This window comes from Citrobacter amalonaticus (assembly GCF_001559075.2).
Taxonomy (GTDB): domain Bacteria; phylum Pseudomonadota; class Gammaproteobacteria; order Enterobacterales; family Enterobacteriaceae; genus Citrobacter_A; species Citrobacter_A amalonaticus_F.
On record NZ_CP014015.2, the window covers coordinates 2,855,687 to 2,877,313 of the forward strand.

General features: G+C 56.4%; 18 protein-coding genes. 10 read left to right on the forward strand and 8 right to left on the reverse strand.

Going from position 1 to position 21,627, the window contains the following annotated elements; all coding sequences use genetic code 11:
- Positions 1 to 54 precede the first annotated feature (54 nt).
- From gluQRS to thpR, 4 genes are all read right to left on the reverse strand, one after another.
- On the reverse strand, positions 55 to 951 hold the full coding sequence (gene gluQRS, locus AL479_RS13790; protein ID WP_061076465.1) for a tRNA glutamyl-Q(34) synthetase GluQRS: 897 nt from the start codon (positions 949 to 951) through the stop codon (positions 55 to 57).
- A 64-nt stretch (positions 952 to 1,015) separates the two neighbouring features.
- The gene (gene dksA, locus AL479_RS13795; RefSeq protein WP_003829221.1) at positions 1,016 to 1,471 is read right to left on the reverse strand and encodes an RNA polymerase-binding protein DksA; all 456 of its coding nucleotides are present in this window, start codon (positions 1,469 to 1,471) and stop codon (positions 1,016 to 1,018) included.
- 177 nt (positions 1,472 to 1,648) lie between these two features.
- Positions 1,649 to 2,353, reverse strand: a complete 705-nt coding sequence (gene sfsA, locus AL479_RS13800) for a DNA/RNA nuclease SfsA (protein WP_061076466.1) — start codon at positions 2,351 to 2,353, stop codon at positions 1,649 to 1,651.
- A gap of 15 nt (positions 2,354 to 2,368) precedes the next feature.
- Positions 2,369 to 2,899 carry an RNA 2',3'-cyclic phosphodiesterase gene (gene thpR / locus AL479_RS13805; protein WP_061076467.1) on the reverse strand — a complete coding sequence of 177 codons (531 nt, stop codon included), beginning with the start codon at positions 2,897 to 2,899 and terminating at the stop codon, positions 2,369 to 2,371.
- A gap of 73 nt (positions 2,900 to 2,972) precedes the next feature.
- Here thpR and hrpB point away from each other — a divergent pair, with 73 nt between their 5' ends.
- The 6 genes from hrpB (at position 2,973) to fhuB (ending at position 14,309) form a co-directional block, all read left to right on the forward strand.
- The gene (hrpB, locus tag AL479_RS13810; RefSeq protein ID WP_061076468.1) at positions 2,973 to 5,402 is read left to right on the forward strand and encodes an ATP-dependent helicase HrpB; all 2,430 of its coding nucleotides are present in this window, start codon (positions 2,973 to 2,975) and stop codon (positions 5,400 to 5,402) included.
- Between the two features lie 124 nt (positions 5,403 to 5,526).
- Entirely contained in the window at positions 5,527 to 8,058 is a 2,532-nt protein-coding gene (mrcB, locus tag AL479_RS13815; RefSeq protein WP_061076469.1) for a bifunctional glycosyl transferase/transpeptidase, read from the forward strand.
- Between the two features lie 284 nt (positions 8,059 to 8,342).
- Positions 8,343 to 10,595: a ferrichrome porin FhuA gene (gene fhuA / locus AL479_RS13820; protein WP_061076470.1), complete on the forward strand. Its 2,253-nt coding sequence runs from the start codon at positions 8,343 to 8,345 to the stop codon at positions 10,593 to 10,595.
- Between the two features lie 47 nt (positions 10,596 to 10,642).
- The gene (fhuC, locus tag AL479_RS13825; protein WP_044255394.1) at positions 10,643 to 11,440 is read left to right on the forward strand and encodes a Fe3+-hydroxamate ABC transporter ATP-binding protein FhuC; all 798 of its coding nucleotides are present in this window, start codon (positions 10,643 to 10,645) and stop codon (positions 11,438 to 11,440) included.
- A complete protein-coding gene (gene fhuD / locus AL479_RS13830; RefSeq protein ID WP_105291759.1) occupies positions 11,440 to 12,330 on the forward strand; it encodes a Fe(3+)-hydroxamate ABC transporter substrate-binding protein FhuD in 891 nt (296 codons plus the stop codon). The genes fhuC and fhuD overlap by 1 nt, the downstream gene beginning before the upstream one ends.
- The gene (gene fhuB, locus AL479_RS13835; protein WP_061076471.1) at positions 12,327 to 14,309 is read left to right on the forward strand and encodes a Fe(3+)-hydroxamate ABC transporter permease FhuB; all 1,983 of its coding nucleotides are present in this window, start codon (positions 12,327 to 12,329) and stop codon (positions 14,307 to 14,309) included. Before fhuD ends, fhuB begins: the two co-directional genes overlap by 4 nt.
- Positions 14,310 to 14,420: 111 nt before the next feature.
- Here the strand turns inward: fhuB and hemL are convergent, their stop codons facing one another.
- Complete coding sequence (gene hemL, locus AL479_RS13840; protein ID WP_061076472.1) at positions 14,421 to 15,701, reverse strand: glutamate-1-semialdehyde 2,1-aminomutase; 1,281 nt, start codon at positions 15,699 to 15,701, stop codon at positions 14,421 to 14,423.
- 168 nt (positions 15,702 to 15,869) lie between these two features.
- Between hemL and clcA the strand changes: the two genes are divergently transcribed.
- The 3 genes from clcA to erpA are packed head-to-tail and all read left to right on the forward strand — an operon-like array spanning position 15,870 to position 17,717.
- Entirely contained in the window at positions 15,870 to 17,291 is a 1,422-nt protein-coding gene (clcA, locus tag AL479_RS13845; RefSeq protein ID WP_061076473.1) for a H(+)/Cl(-) exchange transporter ClcA, read from the forward strand.
- Between the two features lie 34 nt (positions 17,292 to 17,325).
- A complete protein-coding gene (gene yadW, locus AL479_RS24220) occupies positions 17,326 to 17,376 on the forward strand; it encodes a small protein YadW (protein ID WP_350396263.1) in 51 nt (16 codons plus the stop codon).
- Complete coding sequence (gene erpA, locus AL479_RS13850) at positions 17,373 to 17,717, forward strand: iron-sulfur cluster insertion protein ErpA (protein WP_042997877.1); 345 nt, start codon at positions 17,373 to 17,375, stop codon at positions 17,715 to 17,717. Before yadW ends, erpA begins: the two co-directional genes overlap by 4 nt.
- Positions 17,718 to 17,819: 102 nt before the next feature.
- Here the strand turns inward: erpA and AL479_RS13855 are convergent, their stop codons facing one another.
- Genes AL479_RS13855 through mtnN form a run of 3 tightly spaced genes read right to left on the reverse strand, consistent with a single transcriptional unit; the run spans position 17,820 to position 19,972 of the window.
- Positions 17,820 to 18,443, reverse strand: a complete 624-nt coding sequence (locus tag AL479_RS13855) for a TRIC cation channel family protein (RefSeq protein ID WP_042997876.1) — start codon at positions 18,441 to 18,443, stop codon at positions 17,820 to 17,822.
- Between the two features lie 37 nt (positions 18,444 to 18,480).
- Positions 18,481 to 19,281 carry a vitamin B12 ABC transporter substrate-binding protein BtuF gene (btuF, locus tag AL479_RS13860; protein ID WP_061076474.1) on the reverse strand — a complete coding sequence of 267 codons (801 nt, stop codon included), beginning with the start codon at positions 19,279 to 19,281 and terminating at the stop codon, positions 18,481 to 18,483.
- On the reverse strand, positions 19,274 to 19,972 hold the full coding sequence (mtnN, locus tag AL479_RS13865) for a 5'-methylthioadenosine/S-adenosylhomocysteine nucleosidase (protein WP_046475774.1): 699 nt from the start codon (positions 19,970 to 19,972) through the stop codon (positions 19,274 to 19,276). The genes btuF and mtnN overlap by 8 nt, the downstream gene beginning before the upstream one ends.
- An 82-nt stretch (positions 19,973 to 20,054) precedes the next feature.
- On the opposite strand from mtnN, the gene dgt reads away from it, so the two are divergent.
- Positions 20,055 to 21,572 (forward strand): dGTPase, encoded by a 1,518-nt coding sequence (gene dgt, locus AL479_RS13870; protein ID WP_061076475.1) that lies wholly within the window; start codon positions 20,055 to 20,057, stop codon positions 21,570 to 21,572.
- Positions 21,573 to 21,627: the final 55 nt, after the last annotated feature.

Consider the following 21,627-nt stretch of genomic DNA (forward strand, 5'->3'; position numbering starts at 1 on the left):
ATTCAGAATTCAGTTCAAATCGTTTGCTGTGTAAAAATAGCGGCTAATCATAGCTCAGCACGACGTATTTGAGAATGCCGGATTTACAATCGCCGATTCAGGTATCGTCGAAAGCGTCCAGTTTGCCACGGCGGAGGCCAGGATCTCGTCGACGCGCATCTCCTGCCACGGCAAATCGCTCTGTTGCCCGAGAAAGCGCAGCGCGTCAATGAGAACAGGGCGCGGATCGCCGTGCGGCAAGGCAGGGGCATGATTCTGTTTGGAAAGTTTAGCGCCTTGTTCATTGAGCGCCAGCGGCAGATGAATATAGTCCGGAGGTGTCCAGCCGAACTGCTGGTACAGCGAGATCTGGCGCACCGTCGGTTCGATCAAATCGGCGCCGCGCACGATTTCGCTGACCCCCTGAAAATGGTCATCCACCACCACCGCCAGGTTATAGGCGAACAGCCCATCACGGCGATGGATAATAAAATCCTCTCTCGCCAGTCGTTCGTCAGCCTGAATGTCTCCGCGCAGCCGATCGTGAAAACGGGTGACAGGTTGCCGCTGTTTAATCCGCACCGCCGCCTGCTCTGGCCCGTGACGTAACTCGCGGCAATGACCATCGTAAATTCCGCCAATGCTCTGGATCCGCGCACGGGTACAGGTGCAGTAGTAGCTCAGCCCCCGGTCATATAACCAGGCGAGCGCGTCGCGGTAGGCGTCATGGCGCTGCGACTGCCATAAAATATCGCCATCCCAGTGCAGGCCGTAATGTTCCAGTTGACGCAGAATAGTGTCGGCGGCACCGGGAACTTCACGAGGGGGATCAATATCTTCTATACGTACTCGCCATATTCCCTGACGGGCGCGAGCCTGTAAGTAGCTGCCCAGTGCAGCAATGAGGGAGCCAAAATGCAGTTCACCGGAAGGTGATGGGGCGAATCGGCCAATATAGTGTGAGTCAGTCATCTTTGCGTAAAAATGAACAGGCGGGGAAAGCCCCGCCTGTTGTAAACGTTTCAAACGCCAGGCCTTAGCCAGCCATTTGTTTTTCGCGAATTTCAGCCAGCGTTTTGCAGTCGATGCACAGATCGGCTGTTGGACGCGCTTCCAGGCGACGAATACCAATTTCCACACCGCAGGATTCGCAGTAGCCGAAATCTTCGTCTTCAACCTTCTTCAGCGTTTTCTCGATCTTTTTGATCAGTTTGCGCTCACGGTCACGGTTACGCAGTTCGAGGCTGAACTCTTCTTCCTGTGCGGCACGGTCTACCGGGTCCGGGAAGTTGGCAGCTTCATCCTGCATATGAGTAACGGTGCGATCGACTTCATCCCTAAGTTGATTACGCCATGCTTCAAGAATACGCCTGAAGTGCGACAGCTGGGCTTCGTTCATATACTCTTCGCCCGGTTTCTCCTGGTACGGCTCCACCCCAGCGATGGCGAGAATACTCAGGGACGATGTTTTACGGTTTTGCCCTTCTTGCATGTTGCTTCTCCTTAACACGCACTATCGATCCCCATGTTCGGGGGAAAAATCAGGTCGCTATAAATAGCAGATGCTTTTCCGGATAGCAATTAACTAAACGTAACACTTGACAACCCTGTGAGGAAAAGCGTATTTGCGCACGCGACCAGAATACTAAATAACCAATTGTTTACAACACTATAAAGTGACAGTTAATGGCTCTATCAGAGTCATACTATCGGCAGAAAGTTCCGCTTTATAAACCAGAATTTCTACCCCCTTACGCTGTGCTTCGAACAATAGTTGCGCATATTTCGCGTCAATATGGCGCGCGGGTGAAAACCGTGTAATGGCGGAGTGCAGGACGGCAAAGAAAATCGCTGCGCGTTTGCCCTCAGCCGCTACGCTCATCAGTTCCCGAAGATGTTTCTGACCTCGTTCAGTGATGGCATCGGGAAAATAACCAAAATCCTTTTCCGCTAACGTTACCGATTTCACTTCAATATAGCAGTCAGGCCGCGAATCTGCCTGTAACATAAAATCGATGCGGCTCCGTTCGGCGCCGTATTTTACTTCGCTTTTCAGCGTGGAATAACCTGAAAGTTCTGAAACTCGCCCCTGTTCAATGGCCTCTTTCGTCAGCCTGTTAGCCCACAACGTATTCACACAAATTAACGCGCCCGTCTGGGTTTGCGTTAATTCCCAGGTGTGCGGATATTTGCGTTTACTATTCTCCGACGTCGAATACCAGACCGTATCGCCGGGCGTTGCACACCCGGTCATCGCCCCGGTGTTGGGGCAGTGTAGCGTGAGTTCAGTCCCGTCAGGTGTGATCACATCGGCTAAAAAGCGTTTATACCGCTGAACCAGCGTCGCGCGCTGGAGAGGAGGAGTAAATTGCATCACGCATTTCCTTAATTAGTCGGTGAGCATCCAGCGCTGAAGTTTGGCGTAACGCGTGCGTCCCCGGGAAAAAGAAGAGGCATACAGGGCAAATTCCGTCACCGGAAATGACCAACCAAAGCCAGGCGGCGGGATCGCCACGGCGTGACTGGCATCGCGCAGCAGCGTTACGTGAGGATGAAACGGCTGCGGACTCTGGTAACAACCGCTGCGCGCCGCCTGGGCTCGCAGGATATTGGCCAGTTGCAACAGCCCACGCGGGGACTGACGCGTCCCCAGCCAGACGACGCGAGAGCGTAACCACTGCCCGGCATCATCGAGATTGAGCGTAAAACCGGGCTGGCGAATGCGTCCGGCAAGGGCGATCAGCGCCTGTTGTTTGTCAGCGCTCACATCGCCTAAAAACGCCAGCGTTAAATGTAGGTTTTCGGCCGCGACCGGTCGCCCCGCTTCAGGGGGGAAATGCGCCGCTCGCCACGAGATAATTTGCTCACGTACGGTAGCAGGCAGTTCGATGGCAAAGAACAGCCGTTTCGGCTCAGACATCTTAGGTACTCGGTTATGAATTAACGCGATGCTACAATGCGGCGCGAAGAATGTTAACCCTCTGGAGCCATTTGTGACGTCGTTACCTGTTGCTGCTGTACTCCCTGAATTGCTTACCGCCCTGGATTCTGCGCCGCAGGTTCTGCTGAGCGCGCCGACGGGCGCCGGTAAGTCAACCTGGTTGCCGCTGCAGTTTCTGGCGCATAAAGGGGTCGAAGGGCGGATTATCCTGCTGGAACCGCGTCGCCTGGCGGCACGAAACGTGGCGCAAAGGCTTGCGGAATTACTCAATGAAAAGCCCGGCGAGACGGTCGGTTACCGGATGCGGACGCAATCCTGCGTCGGGCCAGCAACACGGCTTGAGGTGGTCACCGAAGGGGTTCTGACGCGTATGATCCAGCGCGACCCGGAGCTCAGCGGCGTTGGGCTGGTGATCCTCGATGAATTTCACGAACGCAGTTTGCAGGCGGATCTCGCGCTGGCGCTGCTGCTGGATGTGCAGCAAGGGTTGCGCGACGATCTCAAACTGCTGATCATGTCCGCCACGCTGGATAACGATCGCCTGCAACAGTGCCTGCCGGATGCGCCAGTGATCGTTTCCGAAGGGCGCGTCTTCCCCGTTGAGCGTCGTTATCAGCCGCTGGCGTCGCAATTGCGTTTCGACGAAGCCGTGGCGGTCGCCAGCGCTGAACTGCTGCGCAAAGAGCCCGGCTCGCTACTGCTGTTTTTACCCGGTGTCGGGGAGATCCTGCGCGTACAGGAGCAATTAAGTTCACGAGTCGGCAGCGATGTGCTGCTGTGTCCGTTGTATGGCGCGCTGTCGCTCAACGATCAGCGCAAAGCGATTTTGCCGGCCCCGGAAGGAATGCGCAAAGTTGTGTTGGCAACCAACATTGCCGAGACAAGTCTGACCATTGAGGGGATTCGACTGGTGGTGGATTGCGCGCAGGAGCGGGTGGCGCGGTTTGATGCGCGCACCGGATTGACCCGGCTTATCACTCAGCGCATTAGTCAGGCCTCAATGACCCAGCGTGCCGGGCGTGCCGGGCGTCTGGAGCCGGGGATCTGTTTGCATCTGCTGGCGAAAGAGCAGGCGGAACGCGCGGCGGCGCAGGGGGATCCTGAGATGTTGCACAGCGATCTCTCCGGTTTGCTGATGGAGTTGTTGCAGTGGGGATGTCGCGATCCCGCGCAACTCACCTGGCTGGATCGGCCGCCTGCCATCAACTTACAGGCGGCGAAACGATTACTGCGCATGCTGGGTGCGCTGGATGGCGAACAACTTAGTGCAACGGGACATAAAATGGCGGCGTTGGGTAACGACCCGCGCCTGGCCGCGATGTTAGTCAGTGCTTCCACACCCGACGACGCAGCTACGGCGGCAAAGCTGGCAGCCATTCTTGAAGAGCCGCCGCGGATGGGCAATACCGATCTTGGTGTGGCGTTTTCCCGCCATCAGCCCGCCTGGCAGCAGCGCAGTCAGCAACTTCTTAAACGTCTGAATGTCCGTAACGGCGAAGCGGATGCGTCGCGCATCGCCCCGCTGCTGGCCCGGGCCTTTGCCGATCGTATCGCGCGTCGACGCAGCCAGGACGGGCGTTATCAACTGGCGAATGGCATGGGCGCGGCGCTGGACGTCGATGATGCGCTGGGGCGGCACGAATGGCTGATTGCGCCGCTGTTGTTGCAGGGCAACGCGTCGCCGGATGCCAGGATCCTGCTGGCGCTGCCGCTCGATATCGACGCGCTTATCTCGCGTTGTCCTGAACTGCTACAGCAGTCTGATACCATTGAATGGGATGAGGTGCAGGGGACGCTGAAAGCCTGGCGCAGAATGCGGATAGGCGAACTGACGGTTAAAGTCCAGCCGCTGGCAAAACCGTCTGAAGACGAGTTGCATCTGGCGATGCTTAACGGTATCCGTGATAAAGGTCTGAGCGTGCTCAACTGGACGCCTGCGGCAGAACAGCTGCGTTTACGTCTGCACTGTGCGGCGAAATGGCTGCCGGAGTATGACTGGCCTGCGGTGGACGATCGAACATTGCTGGCCACGCTGGAGAACTGGCTGCTGCCGCATATGAGCGGCGTGCATTCGCTGCGCGGCCTGAAATCACTGGATGTTCACCAGGCATTGAGCGGATTACTGGATTATTCCCTACAGCAACGTCTGGTGAGTTCGTTACCCACACATTACACTGTGCCGACGGGAAGCCGGATAGCCATTCGTTATCACGAAGATAACCCGCCGGCGCTGGCGGTCCGAATGCAGGAGATGTTTGGCGAGGCCAGCACGCCGACGATTGCTGAGGGCCGCGTGCCGCTGGTGCTGGAGCTCTTATCCCCCGCGCAGCGACCGTTGCAGATTACCCGGGATTTGGCCGCGTTCTGGCAAGGGTCGTATCGCGACGTGCAAAAAGAGATGAAAGGGCGCTACCCCAAACATGTTTGGCCGGACGATCCGGCGAACACGGCGCCGACGCGGCGCACCAAAAAGTATTCGTAGGCCGGATAAGGCGTTTATGCCGTATCCGGAAAAAGAGCAGTAAAATTGAGAGATTTCTTCTTCTGTCTTCTGACGGAAGAACAGAGAATCAGGCCTTTGCGCCTGAATGTTGCGGAGAAAAAGCATGGCCGGGAATGACCGCGAGCCAATTGGACGCAAAGGGAAAACCACGCGTCCGGTGAAACAAAAGGTGAGCCGTCGCCAACTCAGAGATGATGAGTACGACGACGAATATGATGATGACTATGAGGATGAAGAACCGATGCCGCGTAAAGGTAAAGGCAAAGGGCGTAAGCCTCGTGGTAAGCGCGGCTGGTTGTGGCTGCTGCTGAAAATTGCGATTGTTTTTGCGGTACTGCTTGCCATCTACGGCGTTTATCTGGATCAAAAAATCCGTAGCCGTATCGATGGCAAAGTCTGGCAGTTGCCGGCGGCAGTGTATGGCCGAATGGTCAACCTTGAGCCGGAAATGTCGGTCAGCAAAAATGAAATGGTTAAGCTGCTGGAAGCCACCCAGTACCGTCAGGTCAGCAAGATGACACGTCCTGGCGAGTTTACCGTTCAGGCGAACAGTATTGAGATGATCCGTCGTCCGTTTGATTTCCCGGACAGCAAAGAGGGTCAGGTGCGCGCGCGTCTGACGTTCGATGGCGGCCGCCTGGATACCATCGTCAACATGGACAACAACCGCCAGTTCGGTTTCTTCCGTCTCGATCCGCGTTTGATCACTATGCTGTCGTCGCCAAACGGCGAACAGCGTCTGTTTGTCCCGCGCAGTGGCTTCCCGGATCTGCTGGTGGACACGCTGCTGGCGACTGAAGACCGTCATTTCTATGAGCATGACGGGGTGAGTCTGTACTCTATCGGTCGCGCGGTGCTGGCGAACCTGACCGCCGGACGCACGGTACAGGGGGCAAGTACCCTGACCCAACAGCTGGTGAAAAACCTGTTCCTCTCCAGCGAACGTTCGTACTGGCGTAAGGCTAACGAAGCCTATATGGCGCTGCTGATGGATGCGCGCTACAGCAAAGATCGCATTCTTGAGCTGTATATGAACGAGGTGTATCTCGGTCAGAGCGGTGATAATGAAATCCGCGGCTTCCCGTTGGCGAGTCTGTACTACTTTGGTCGTCCGGTAGAAGAACTGAGTCTTGATCAGCAGGCGCTGCTGGTGGGGATGGTGAAAGGGGCCTCAATCTACAACCCATGGCGCAACCCGAAACTGGCGCTTGAACGTCGTAACCTGGTGCTGCGTCTGCTGCAACAACAGCAGGTGATCGATCAGGAACTGTACGACATGCTGAGCGCGCGTCCGTTAGGCGTGCAGCCGCGCGGTGGGGTGATCTCGCCACAGCCCGCGTTTATGCAGATGGTACGTCAGGAATTGCAGGCGAAGCTGGGTGATAAAGTGAAAGATCTCTCCGGCGTGAAGATCTTCACCACCTTTGACTCTGTCGCCCAGGATGCCGCCGAGAAAGCCGCCGTTGACGGCATTCCGGAACTGAAGAAACAGCGCAAGCTGAGCGATCTGGAAACGGCGATTGTGGTGGTTGACCGCTTCAGTGGCGAAGTTCGCGCCATGGTCGGCGGCGCTGAGCCGCAGTTCGCTGGCTATAACCGCGCGATGCAGGCGCGTCGTTCGATTGGTTCACTGGCCAAACCAGCGACCTATCTGACCGCGCTGAGCCAGCCGAAAATCTATCGCCTGAATACCTGGATTGCCGATGCGCCGATTGCGCTGCGTCAGCCAAACGGCCAGGTGTGGTCGCCGCAGAACGATGACCGTCGCTACAGCGAAAGCGGAAAAGTGATGCTGGTGGATGCGTTGACGCGTTCTATGAACGTGCCGACGGTCAATCTGGGGATGGCACTCGGCTTGCCGGCTGTCACCGACACCTGGCTGAAGCTGGGCGTGCCGAAAGAGCAGTTGCATCCGGTTCCGGCTATGCTGCTGGGGGCGCTGAACCTGACGCCGATTGAAGTGGCACAGGCGTTCCAGACGATCGCCAGCGGCGGTAACCGTGCGCCGCTTTCCGCGCTGCGTTCGGTCATTGCTGAAGACGGCACGGTGCTGTATCAGAGCTTCCCGCAGGCGGAGCGTGCCGTTCCGGCGCAGGCCGCCTATATGACGCTGTGGACGATGCAGCAGGTTGTGCAGCGCGGCACCGGTCGTCAGCTTGGCGCGAAGTATCCGAATCTGCATCTGGCGGGTAAAACCGGGACCACGAACAACAACGTCGATACCTGGTTTGCCGGTATTGACGGCAGTCAGGTGACCATCACCTGGGTGGGACGCGATAACAACCAGCCGACGAAACTGTACGGGGCGAGCGGGGCGATGTCGATTTATCAGCGCTATCTGGCTAACCAGACGCCGACGCCGCTAACGCTAATGCCGCCGGAGGATATTGCGGAGATGGGCGTCGACTATGACGGCAACTTTGTCTGCAGTGGCGGTATGCGCACGTTGCCAGTCTGGACCTCCGATCCCGACTCGCTCTGCCAGCAGGGCGAAATGATGCAGCAGCCGACCGGGAACCCGTTCGATCAATCTTCTCAGCCGCAGCAACCGCAGCAGCAACAGCCGCCGAAGGAAGAGAAGAAAGACAGCGATGGCGTGGCGGGATGGATTAAGGATATGTTCGGCAGTAACTAATCGCCGTGCCGGATGGCGCTTCGCTTATCCGGCCTACAGGGCTCATGCAGGTATTGGGTTAGTAGGCCGGATAAGGCGTTTTCGCCGCCATCCGGCAATGACTTCGCAGAAACATTTCCGACTTCTTTCTTAACCCTTTCTTTTCATCTGGATATTTCTTAACCCCTTAGTTTTGGTGGGGACGCGTATCGCTTGCTATCGCGACCGCGTTTCGAATATTATTCTGCCGTCATAATAATAATTCTCGTTTACGTTATCATTCACTTTCCATCAGAGATATACCAATGGCGCGTCAAAAAACTGCTCAGCCAAAACACTCGCTGCGTAAAATCGCAGTTGTAGTAGCCACAGCGGTTAGCGGCATGTCTGTCTATGCACAGGCGGCGGTTGAACCGAAAAAAGAAGACACTATCACCGTAACTGCTGCTCCTGCTCCGCAGGAAAGTGCGTGGGGCCCGGCGGCAACCATCGCGGCACGCCAGTCAGCCACCGCGACCAAAACAGATACCCCGATTCAGAAAGTTCCCCAGTCTATTTCTGTGGTGACCGCTGAAGAGATGGCGCTGCACCAGCCGAAATCCGTGAAAGAGGCGCTCAGCTATACGCCTGGCGTTGCCGTGGGAACGCGTGGCGCATCTAACACCTATGACTACTTGATCATTCGCGGTTTCGCTGCCGACGGCCAAAGTCAGAATAACTATCTGAATGGCCTGAAGATGCAGGGGAACTTTTACAACGATGCGGTGATTGATCCTTATATGCTGGAACGCGCAGAAGTGATGCGTGGGCCGGTTTCTGTTTTGTACGGTAAGAGCAACCCGGGCGGTTTGTTGAACATGGTCAGCAAGCGTCCAACCACCGAGCCGCTGAAAGAAGTTCAGTTTAAAATGGGTACTGACAGCCTGTTCCAGACTGGTTTTGACTTCAGCGATGCGCTGGATGATGACGGCGTTTACTCTTATCGCTTAACCGGTCTGGCTCGCTCGGCGAATGCGCAGCAGCAGGGTGCGGAAGAACAGCGTTATGCCATCGCGCCGTCCTTTAGCTGGCGTCCGGATGACAAGACCAATTTCACGTTCCTGTCTTACTTCCAGAACGAACCCGAGACCGGTTACTACGGTTGGTTGCCGAAAGAAGGGACCGTCAGCACGCTGCCGAACGGTAAGCGTCTGTCGACCGACTTCAACGAAGGCGCGAACAACAATACCTACTCTCGTAATGAGAAGATGGTTGGTTACAGCTTCGATCACGAATTCAACGATACCTTTACCGTGCGTCAGAACCTGCGTTACGCGGAAAACGAAGTTTCGCAGAACAGCGTCTACGGATACGGCATGTGCTCCGATCCGCTCTATTCGAGCAATCCGAGCACCAGCCCTTGCGCCAGCGTGCCGCAGTCACAGTGGGGCCATACGCTGACCCGTCAGTACGTGGATGATCACGAAAAACTGCAGAACTTCTCTGTGGATACTCAACTGCAAAGCAAGTTTGCGACCGGTTCTCTGGATCATACCCTGCTGACCGGCGTTGACTTTATGCGCATGCGTAACGATATCGACTCCTGGTTTGGCTGGGCGGGTTCGGTTGCGCCGTCTGACATCTACAACCTTGATCGCAGCGACTTCGATTTTGGCTCACACCCTGGGCCTGGCGCCGCTTACCGCGTATTGAACAAGCAGAAGCAGACCGGCGTGTACGCCCAGGATCAGATGCAGTGGGATAAAGTGCTGGTGACCCTGGGTGGGCGTTATGACTGGGCGCAACAGGACACTCTGGATCGTGAAGAGAATACTCAGCACTCGCGTAATGATAACGAGTTCACCTGGCGCGGCGGTATAAACTACCTGTTCGACAACGGCGTGACCCCGTACTTCAGCTACAGCGAGTCGTTTGAGCCGGCTTCTACCGTGGGCGCGAACGGCAGCATCTTTGCTCCGTCTAAAGGCAAGCAGTACGAAGCAGGCGTGAAATATGTCCCGAGCGATCGTCCGATCGTGCTCACCGGTGCGATCTATCAGTTGACCAAAACCAACAACCTGATGGCCGATCCTAACGGTTCGTTCTTCTCGGTTGAAGGCGGTGAGATTCGTTCACGCGGCGTTGAAGTGGAAGCAAAAGCGGCGCTGTCTGCCAGCGTTAACGTGGTCGGTTCCTACACCTATACGGATGCGGAATACACCACCGACACCAACTACAAAGGCAACACTCCGGCGCAGGTTCCAAAACATATGGCGTCGCTGTGGGGCGATTACACGATGTTTGACGGCCCGCTCTCCGGTCTGACCCTGGGCACCGGCGTTCGCTATACCAGCTCCAGCTACGGCGATCCGGCGAACTCCTTTAAAGTCGGCAGCTACACCCTGGTGGATGCGCTGGTTCGTTACGACCTGGCACGCCTGGGCATGGCGGGTTCCAACGTCGCGCTGCATGTCAACAACCTGTTCGACCGCGAATACGTCGCCAGCTGCTTTAACACCTATGGCTGCTTCTGGGGCGCGGAACGTCAGGTCGTTGCTACCGCAACCTTCCGTTTCTAATTTTTCTTTGGGCACGCATTGCGTGCCCGCTTTACAAGTTGGCCGCTATGCAGGAACAGACCCATCATCCCGATACCACGTTTGCACTGCGTGATGTCTCCTTTCGCGTGCCCGGTCGCACGCTTCTGCACCCTCTGTCGTTAACTTTTCCCGTCGGTAAAGTGACTGGCCTGATTGGTCACAACGGTTCAGGTAAATCCACGTTGTTAAAAATGTTGGGTCGCCATCAGCCGCCGTCAGAAGGGGATATCCTGCTCGATGCGCAACCGCTGAACAGTTGGAACAGCAAAGCGTTTGCCCGTAAGGTGGCGTATTTACCGCAGCAGTTGCCGCAGGCGGAAGGGATGACCGTACGTGAACTGGTGGCGATTGGTCGCTATCCGTGGCACGGGGCGCTGGGCCGTTTTGGCGTCGCGGACAGAGAAAAAGTAGAAGAGGCGATCGCGCTGGTAGGGTTAAAACCACTGGCGCATCGTCTGGTCGACAGTCTTTCCGGTGGTGAACGTCAGCGTGCGTGGATAGCAATGCTGGTGGCACAGGACAGTCGCTGTTTGCTGCTGGATGAACCCACCTCGGCGCTGGATATTGCCCACCAGGTTGATGTGCTGGCGCTGGTTCATCGCCTTAGTCAGGAGCGTGGCCTGACGGTGATCGCCGTGCTGCATGATATCAACATGGCTGCCCGCTACTGTGACTACTTAGTCGCCTTGCGCGGTGGCGAAATGATTGCCCAGGGAACGCCCGCCGATCTGATGCGTAGCGAAACCCTGGAACGTATTTATGGCATCCCGATGGGGATCCTGCCGCATCCGGCAGGCGCTGCACCTGTGAGTTTTGTGTATTGATGAGCGGCTTACACCATATAACACGTCGTCGTTTATTAACGGCGATGGCACTTTCCCCGCTGCTCTGGCAGATGAAACCGGCGCGCGCGGCCTCGGTCGATCCGCATCGCATCGTGGCGCTGGAGTGGCTGCCGGTCGAGCTGTTGCTGGCGCTTGGCGTAACGCCCTATGGCGTGGCAGACATTCCTAACTACCGCCTGTGGGTGAATGAGCCGCCGCTGCCTGCGTCGGTGATTGATGTCGGATTACGCACCGAGCCGAATCTTGAACTGCTGGCCGAAATGAAGCCCTCCTATATGTTCTGGTCGACGGGCTACGGCCCTTCTCCCGAAACGCTGGCGCGAATTTCGCCCGGACGCGGCTTCAACTTCAGCGATGGCAAACAACCCTTAGCCGTGGCGCGCCGATCGCTGATCGACATGGCGCAGATGCTGAATCTGGAATCTGCGGCTGAACGACATCTGGCGGAATACGACCAGTTTATCGCCAGCCGGAAACCGCGCTTTGTGCAACGTGGCGAACGCCCGCTTCTGCTGATCACCCTTCTCGATCCTCGCCATATGCTGGTCTTCGGCCCGAACTGCCTGTTCCAGGATGTGCTGGATGAATACGGTATTCGAAACGCCTGGCAGGGAGAAACCAATTTCTGGGGCAGCACGGTGGTGGGGATTGATCGCCTTGCAGCCTACAAAGATGCCGATGTGCTTTGCTTTGATCATGGTAATAACAAAGAGATGACCACGCTGATGGCAACGCCACTCTGGCAGGCGATGCCGTTCGTGCGTGAAGGGCGTTTCCAGCGCGTTCCGCCCGTGTGGTTCTATGGCGCCACACTGTCGACCATGAATTTTGTACGCATTCTGGATAATGCGCTGGGGGGCAAAGCGTGAGCAAACGTATTGCACGCTTCCCGGCGCTGTTGCTGGCGCTGTTGTTTATCGTCGCCGTAGAGTTAACCTGGACGAATTTCTCCGTTGCGCTGCCGCGTACCCAGTGGCAGCAGGCGCTGTGGTCACCCGATATTGACGTCATCGAGCAGATGATTTTCCATTACAGCCTTCTCCCTCGTCTGGTGATCTCCTTACTGGTTGGGGCCGGGCTGGGTCTGGTTGGCGTGCTCTTTCAACAGGTGCTGCGTAACCCGCTAGCGGAACCGACCACGCTGGGCGTGGCGACCGGCGCGCAGTTGGGGATGACGGTCACGACATTGTGGGCGATCCCGGGCGTGATGGCCGCGCAGTTTGCCGCGCTGGCGGGCGCCTGTATTGTCGGCGCGCTGGTGTTTGGCGTCGCCTGGGGGAAACGACTTTCTCCCGTCACGCTGATCCTTGCCGGTCTGGTGGTCAGTCTGTACTGCGGGGCCATCAACCAACTGTTAGTCATCTTTCACCACGATCAGTTGCAAAGCATGTTCCTGTGGAGCACCGGAACGTTGACGCAAACTGACTGGGGCGGTGTGCAGCGTCTGTGGCCGCAACTGCTGGGCGGCGTGATGCTCACTCTGTTGTTGTTGCGCCCGCTAACCCTGATGGGGCTGGATGATGGCGTTGCGCGAAATCTAGGGCTGGCGTTGTCGCTGGCACGTCTGGCGGCGCTGATGCTGGCGATTGTGCTTAGCGCGCTGCTGGTCAATGCGGTGGGGATTATCGGTTTTATCGGTCTGTTCGCGCCGCTGCTGGCGAAAATGCTGGGCGCGCGTCGTCTGCTGGCGCGCCTGATGCTGGCTCCGCTGATCGGGGCGCTGATTCTGTGGCTGTCCGATCAGGTCATTCTCTGGCTGACCCGTGTATGGATGGAAGTGTCCACCGGTTCTGTGACGGCGCTGATCGGCGCACCGCTGCTGCTGTGGCTGCTACCGCGTCTGCGAAGTCAGAGCGCGCCGGATATGAACGTCAGCGATCGAGTGGCGACGGAACGTCAGCATGTGCTGGGTTATGCGCTGATCGGCGGCGTGCTGTTGTTGATCGGGGCATATGTCGCGCTGTCGTTGGGGCGTGACGCGCAGGGCTGGAGCTGGGCCAGTGGCGTGCAACTGGAAGAACTGATGCCCTGGCGCTGGCCGCGCATTCTGGCGGCGATGATCGCCGGGGTGATGCTGGCGGTGGCGGGGTGTATTATCCAGCGGCTGACCGGGAACCCGATGGCGAGTCCTGAGGTGCTGGGGATCAGCTCCGGCGCGGCGTTCGGCGTTGTGCTGATGCTGTTTCTGGTGCCGGGCAATGCGTTTGGCTGGCTGTTGCCAGCCGGGAGTCTCGGTGCTGCCGCCACGCTGTTGATCATTATGATTGCCGCCGGACGGGGAGGATTCTCCCCCCACCGTATGCTGCTGGCCGGGATGGCGCTCAGCACGGCTTTCACCATGCTGTTGATGATGCTACAGGCAAGCGGCGATCCGCGTATGGCCGGGGTACTGACCTGGATCTCCGGTTCGACCTATAACGCGACGGGCCAGCAGGTGTTGCATACCGGGGTGGTGATGGCGATCCTACTGGCGATCACGCCACTGTGCCGTCGCTGGTTGACGATTTTGCCGCTGGGCGGTGATACCGCCCGCGCAGTCGGTATCGCGCTGACACCATCGCGGGTTGGCCTGCTGCTGCTGGCAGCCAGTCTGACGGCTGCCGCCACAATGACAATCGGTCCGCTGAGTTTTGTCGGGCTGATGGCGCCGCATATCGCGCGGATGTTAGGTTTTCGTCGAACGATGCCGCATATTGTGATGTCGGCGCTGGCGGGAGGATTATTACTCATCTTTGCCGACTGGTGCGGGCGGATGGTGCTGTTTCCGTATCAGATCCCGGCGGGGATACTCTCAACGTTTATCGGTGCGCCGTACTTTATTTATCTGTTACGTAAGCAGAGTCGTTGATTCGGTTGTTTTTCGTGTAGGCCGGATAAGACGCTTCGCGTCGCCATCCGGCAATAAAAAAGCCGGGTGGCGGCTTCGCCTTACCCGGCCTACGGTTTAAAACGTACTCTGTTACAGCTTAGCAAACACCCGACGCGCGGCGTCGATAGTGTTATTGATGTCTTCCATGCTGTGCGCCACGGACATAAAGCCCGCTTCAAACGCGGAAGGCGCAAGGTAAATCCCCTCGTCCAGCATCATGTGGAAGAAGCGCTTGAAGCGTTCCACGTCGCAGGCCATCACGTCCTGGTAGCAGGTGACGGTTTTCGCGTCGGTGAAGAAAATCCCGAACATGCCGCCAACGTGGTTAACGACCAGTGGGATCGCGGTTTCCTCTGCCGCTTCCAGCAGACCTTCCGCCAGGCGCGTCGTCAGTTCATCCAGCGTTTCGTGAATGCCCGGCTGCGCCACTTCGGTCAGACAGGCAAAACCGGCCGCCATCGCAATCGGGTTGCCGGAGAGGGTGCCCGCCTGATAGACCGGACCCGTAGGAGCCAGCGCGTCCATCACGTCGCGACGACCACCGAACGCGCCCACAGGCATACCGCCGCCGATGATTTTGCCCAGACAGGTCAGATCCGGTACCACGTTGTAGTAATCCTGTGCGCCAGCCAGCGCTACGCGGAAGCCGGTCATCACTTCGTCGATAATCAGCAGCGCGCCGAACTCATCGCACAGTGCGCGCAGACCCGGCAGGAATTCCGGCAGCGGCGGAATGCAGTTCATGTTGCCCGCGACTGGTTCAACGATGATACAGGCGATCTCCTGCGGGAACTGCTCGAACGCGGCACGCACAGAGTTGAGATCGTTATAGGTACAGGTCAGGGTGTGTTTTGCGAAATCCGCCGGCACGCCCGGAGAGTTCGGCTGGCCCAGGGTCAGCGCGCCGGAACCGGCTTTTACCAGCAGGCAGTCCGCGTGGCCGTGGTAGCAGCCTTCAAATTTGATGATCTTATCGCGGCCGGTGAAGCCACGCGCCAGACGAATGGCGCTCATGGTCGCTTCGGTACCGGAGTTGACCATTCGCACCATGTCCATCGTCGGTACCAGTTCAGTCACCAGTTCCGCCATTTTGACTTCCATCTCGGTCGGCGCGCCGAAGCTCAGGCCACGCTCAGCCGCGTCGATCACCGCGTTGCGGATCGCCGGATGATTGTGTCCCAGTACCATCGGTCCCCAGGAGCCGACGTAATCGATGTAGGCTTTACCATCGACATCGTACAGATACGCGCCGTCCGCTTTTTCGATAAACAGCGGAGTACCACCCACGCCAGTAAAGGCGCGAACAGGGGAGTTAACGCCGCCGGGGATTAGCTCGCGTGCTGCGCTGTAGAGGTTTTCAGACTTACTCATGGATGGGTTCCTGGTTCGTAGAAAAAGTGAATGCCCGCTATTCTAGTTATTCAGAGAAGGTTATGAAAGTTTTGCGCATTTGAAACATTACGATTTACAGGGGATTTTCGGGTAAGAGGCGAGTACAATGCCGCCTCTGCATTTGTATTACCAATTAATGATCATCTGATGAAGACAGAAACTCCCTCTTTTGAAGCACAGCAAATTGTGCGCTTACGGCGCAGAGACCAAATTCGTCGACTGCTGGAGCGGGATAAAACGCCGCTGGCGATCTTAATGATGGCGGCAGTGGTGGGGACGCTCACCGGTCTGGCGGGCGTGGCGTTCGAAAAAGCGGTGAGCTGGGTGCAAAACCTGCGTATCGGTGCGCTAGTGAATGTGGCTGACCATCCGATTCTGCTCTGGCCGCTGGCGTTTATTCTCTCTGCATTACTGGCGATGGTCGGCTATTTTCTGGTGCGTAAATTTGCGCCGGAAGCTGGCGGGTCGGGGATCCCGGAGATCGAAGGGGCGCTGGAAGAACTTCGCCCCGTACGCTGGTGGCGCGTGTTGCCGGTCAAGTTTTTCGGTGGGATGGGCACGCTGGGCGCAGGGATGGTGCTGGGACGCGAAGGGCCGACGGTACAAATCGGCGGTAATATTGGCCGCATGGTGCTGGATATCTTCCGCATGCGTAGCGCCGAGGCGCGCCATACGCTGTTGGCAACCGGGGCAGCGGCAGGGCTTTCAGCCGCCTTCAACGCACCGCTGGCGGGCATTCTGTTTATCATCGAGGAGATGCGTCCGCAGTTTCGCTATAACCTTATCTCGATCAAAGCCGTCTTTACCGGCGTAATCATGTCGAGCATTGTTTTCCGCATTTTCAACGGTGAATCGCCGATCATCGAAGTAGGGAAACTGTCCAACGCGCCGGTCAATACGTTGTGGCTGTATCTGATCCTCGGGATGGTTTTTGGCTGTGTGGGGCCGGTTTTTAATAAGCTGGTACTGCGTACCCAGGATATGTTCCAGCGTTTTCACCATGGAAACATCACCAAATGGGTGCTGATGGGCGGGGCGATTGGCGGTCTGTGCGGCATTCTGGGGCTGATTGAACCAGCGGCGGCAGGCGGCGGTTTTAACCTTATCCCTATTGCGGCGGCGGGCAATTTTAGCGTCGGACTGTTGCTGTTTATCTTTATCGCACGAGTGATCACCACGTTGCTTTGTTTCTCTTCCGGTGCGCCCGGCGGGATCTTTGCGCCGATGCTGGCGCTGGGTACGCTGTTGGGTACCGCATTTGGCATGGCGGCGGCAGCAGGTTTTCCGCATTATCAGCTTGAGGCCGGAACGTTTGCCATCGCCGGTATGGGTGCGCTGCTGGCGGCCTCAGTGCGCGCGCCGTTGACCGGGATTGTGCTGGTGCTGGAGATGACCGATAACTATCAGCTCATTTTGCCAATGATTATTACCTGTCTTGGCGCAACACTATTGGCACAATTCCTGGGCGGAAAACCGCTATACTCCACTATCCTTGCCCGCACGCTGGCGAAGCAGGAAGCGGAGCAGGCGGCAAAAAGTCAGACGACCACCGCTGGCGAGAATACTTGAATGAAATACCAGGGTATTAGATAATGGCGTTAATATTGGGTCAGAATTTGCCCAATTGCCGATGTCGTTTGGAGCAAAAATATGAGTGATGACGTAGCGCTGCCACTGCAATTTACTGAAGCAGCAGCCAATAAAGTAAAAAGCCTGATCGCTGACGAAGAAAACCCGAACCTGAAACTGCGTGTGTATATCACCGGGGGAGGATGCAGCGGTTTCCAGTATGGTTTTACCTTTGATGACCAGGTCAACGAAGGTGATATGACCATCGAGAAACAGGGCGTTGGCCTGGTGGTTGACCCTATGAGCCTGCAGTATCTGGTCGGCGGTTCTGTTGACTACACCGAGGGTCTGGAAGGTTCTCGCTTTGTAGTCACCAACCCGAATGCGAAAAGCACCTGCGGGTGTGGCTCTTCCTTCAGCATCTGATTGCTATCTGTCATGCCGGATGACGGCATAAATGCCTTATCCGGCCTACGGTGTTGTTCTGTTGTAGGCCCGATAAGCGCAGCGCCATCGGGCAAAATCAAGTCAACGGCTATTCTCATCTAACGCAAATGTCGGCAGCTTCAGATGCCAGCGGATCGCCGCGAGGCGAATTACCAGCGTCACAACCATCCCCATCATACTGGCGGCTTCCAGCGGCATCGCGAAGGTGTAATACGCGGTTGCGTGGACAATCCCGCCGATAATACAGGCCGTTGCGTAGATTTCCGTACGCAGGATCATCGGGATTTCTCGTGCCAGCACATCGCGAATAATACCGCCGCCCACGCCGGTGATGACGCCCATACAGATCGCTACCAGCGGCCCCGTTCCTGCAATAAATGCTTTGTTGACGCCGATACCCACAAACACTGCCAGACCGACGGCGTCCAGCACCGGCAACATCCATTTGGGTAAGCGTCGGGGCTGACGCACCAGCAGGATCGTCAACATGCTGGTGACCATCGCCACCACCAGATCGGTAGGATCTTTAACCCAGAAAACGGGACCGTTATCTAGTGCCATATCACGGATCGTCCCGCCGCCCACGGCGGTAACAACGCCCAATACCAGCACGCCAAACGGGTCCATACGCAGTTTTCCGGCCAGTAATACGCCAGAGATAGCAAATACCGCTGTGCCTACAATATCCAGCCAATAGACGAGCATGATTCAAATCCTCACAACACACCTGTTGGGGCAGGCGCTAATTCACCTGGGAAAGCGCATTACAGAGTTGTTTTGCGGCGAGGATAATACGCGGGCTTGCGCGTTCAAACCAGTCACTGGTGAGGGGAATTACCGGAATTTGTAGCTGATCACCCCAGTATTGCTTAATTTTGAGAATTTCACCCGCATCTCCGGCGACAACGATCGCTTGCGGTGCGCGCGCCAGCACCTGTTCGCGACTAACCTGCGGCCAGGGAACCCGACTGCCGGCAAAGATGTTTTCTCCACCGCAGATCTCAATAACCTCGTTTTGAATCGACCCTTTTCCGCTGGTAAAGGGCGGATTGATGCCAAACTGCAAAAACACGCGTTTTTTCGCTTTGCCTGCATACTGAGATTTTAGCTGCGAATAGTCGTCCAGCAAGGTTTGCGCGGCGTGCCTTGCCATTTCGGGATGTGGGCTAAAGGCGGCCAGCTTCTGCAACATGTCGGCAATCTGTTCGATGGTGACGGCATCGATCCACATGACCTTGATACCCAACGAAGTGAGTTGATTCACCTGTCGTTCGGCATTGCCGCCGCGCCAGGCGAGGACCAGATCCGGCTTCAGCGCCACAATCCGTTCCAGATTCATGCCTTGCCAGGTCGAGACCTGTTCAATGCCTTGCGCCTGTGGCGGATAGTCTGAATAGCTGCTGACGCCAACGGGCGTGATTCCGGCGGCAAAGGCGAGTTCCGTGTTGGCAGGAGAGAGTGAAATCACGCGCGGCGCGGCATGCAGCCACACCGGAAGGGCTAATAGCAGGGCGGCAAGCGCCCTGGAGAGGGATTTAACCATGCGCCAGTTTCTGTACCAGCGATTCGACCATCAGCGTGGATTGCTTCGCGGCAACGGCCAGGAACTCATCAAAGCTGAGATGAGACTGCTGATCGGCGACATCAGAGATCGCGCGGACCACCACAAACGGCACCTTAAAGTTATGGCAAACATGAGCAATCGCGGTGGCTTCCATTTCAACGGCAATCGCCTGCGGGAAGTTATGCTGGATTTTTGCCAGTCCCACGGAACCGTTGATAAACGCATCGCCGCTGACGATCAGACCGCGAACGGCATTCAGGTTCAGCTTCGCAATGCAGGATTCTGCTGCGGCAATCAGTTTTTCATCGGCTTTAAAACCGGCCGGGCAGCCCGGCAGTTGGCCGAACTCATAACCAAATGCGGTGACGTCAGCGTCGTGATAGCGCGCTTCATCAGAAACCACAATGTCACCCACTTTCAGGGTTGGTGCGAGACCGCCCGCTGAGCCAGTGTTAATAATGACGTCCGGCTTGCAGCGTTCGAGCAGCAGCGTAGCGCCCAGCGCCGCCGCCACTTTACCAATACCGGATTTCAGCAGCGCAACGTCGGTTCCGTTAAGCTGACCGGTGTAAATTTCACAACCGCCCAGGGTGAGAGTTTGACGGTTTTCGATTTTGTCACGCAGCAGCGTAACCTCTTCTTCCATTGCACCAATGATGCCGATTTTCATAGATTTACTCGCGCCAGGTGAGATTTAAAGGCATAGTCTATCATGCGCTTAAGGCGAAGTGCATTCTCACGCGGGAGAGGACATGTCACAGATTGATTTCCGGAAAAAAATAAACTGGCACCGTCGTTTTCGTTCTCCGCAAGGGGTAAAAACCGAGCATGAGATCCTGCGCATTTTTGAAAGCGACCGTGGACGCATTATTAACTCTCCGGCGATCCGTCGCCTGCAGCAAAAAACCCAGGTGTTTCCCCTTGAGCGTAATGCCGCCGTGCGTACGCGTCTTACCCATTCGATGGAAGTTCAGCAGGTGGGGCGCTATATCGCCAAAGAGATTTTAAGCCGCCTCAAAGAACAGAAACTGCTGGAACAATACGGCCTGGATGAGTTAACGGGACCGTTTGAGAGCATCGTCGAAATGTCCTGCCTGATGCATGACATTGGCAACCCGCCGTTTGGGCACTTTGGCGAGGCGGCGATCAATGACTGGTTTCGCCAGCGTTTACATCCGGCGGATGCGGAAAGCCAACCCTTAACCGAAGATCGTTGCATTGTGGCGACGTTGCGTCTGCGCGAAGGCGAGGAGTCGTTGAACGATATCCGCCGTAAAGTACGCCAGGATCTGTGTCACTTTGAAGGGAATGCCCAGGGGATTCGGCTGGTCCATACCTTGATGCGAATGAACCTGACATGGGCCCAGGTCGGCGGGATCTTAAAATATACCCGCCCGGCATGGTGGCGGGGAGACACGCCCGCGACGCACAACTATTTAATGAAAAAACCGGGCTATTATCTTTCTGAAGAACCGTATATTGCGAGGTTACGTAAAGAACTCGATCTCGCGGTTTACAGTCGCTTTCCGTTAACGTGGATAATGGAAGCCGCCGACGATATCTCTTATTGCGTCGCCGATCTGGAAGATGCGGTAGAGAAAAGAATCTTCAGCGTTGAGCAACTCTATCATCATTTACATGAGGCCTGGGGGGAGCATGAGAAAGGTTCGCTCTTTGCGCAGGTTGTCGAAAATGCCTGGGACAAATCACGTGCGAATTATCTGAGTCGCAGTACTGAAGATCAATTTTTCATGTATTTGCGAGTGAATACGCTGAATAAACTGGTGCCCTACGCGGCGCAGCGTTTTATTGATAACCTGGAACAAATCTTTGATGGGCGGTTTAATCAGGCGTTACTGGAAGATGGCAGCAGCTTTAGCCGTCTGCTGAAGATCTATAAAAATGTTGCGATGAAACATGTGTTTAGCCATCCTGATGTAGAGCAGCTCGAATTACAGGGCTATCGGGTGATCAGCGGCTTACTCGATATCTACCGTCCTTTATTAAGCCTGCCGCTTGCGGATTTCAGCGAGCTGGTGGAAAAAGAGCGGTTGCCGCGTTTTCCTATCGAATCGCGCTTATTTCAGAAACTGTCAACGCGTCACCGACTGGCCTATGTGGAGGCCGTGGGGAAATTAACGTCAGATTCACCTGAGTATCCCGTGCTGGAATATTATTACCGTTGTCGACTGATCCAGGATTATATCAGCGGCATGACCGACCTCTACGCCTGGGATGAATATCGTCGTCTGATGGCGGTCGAACAATAAGCAGAGTTTTGTAAAGACGGACAATAAATTTTTACCTTTTCCATAAACTTCTGCC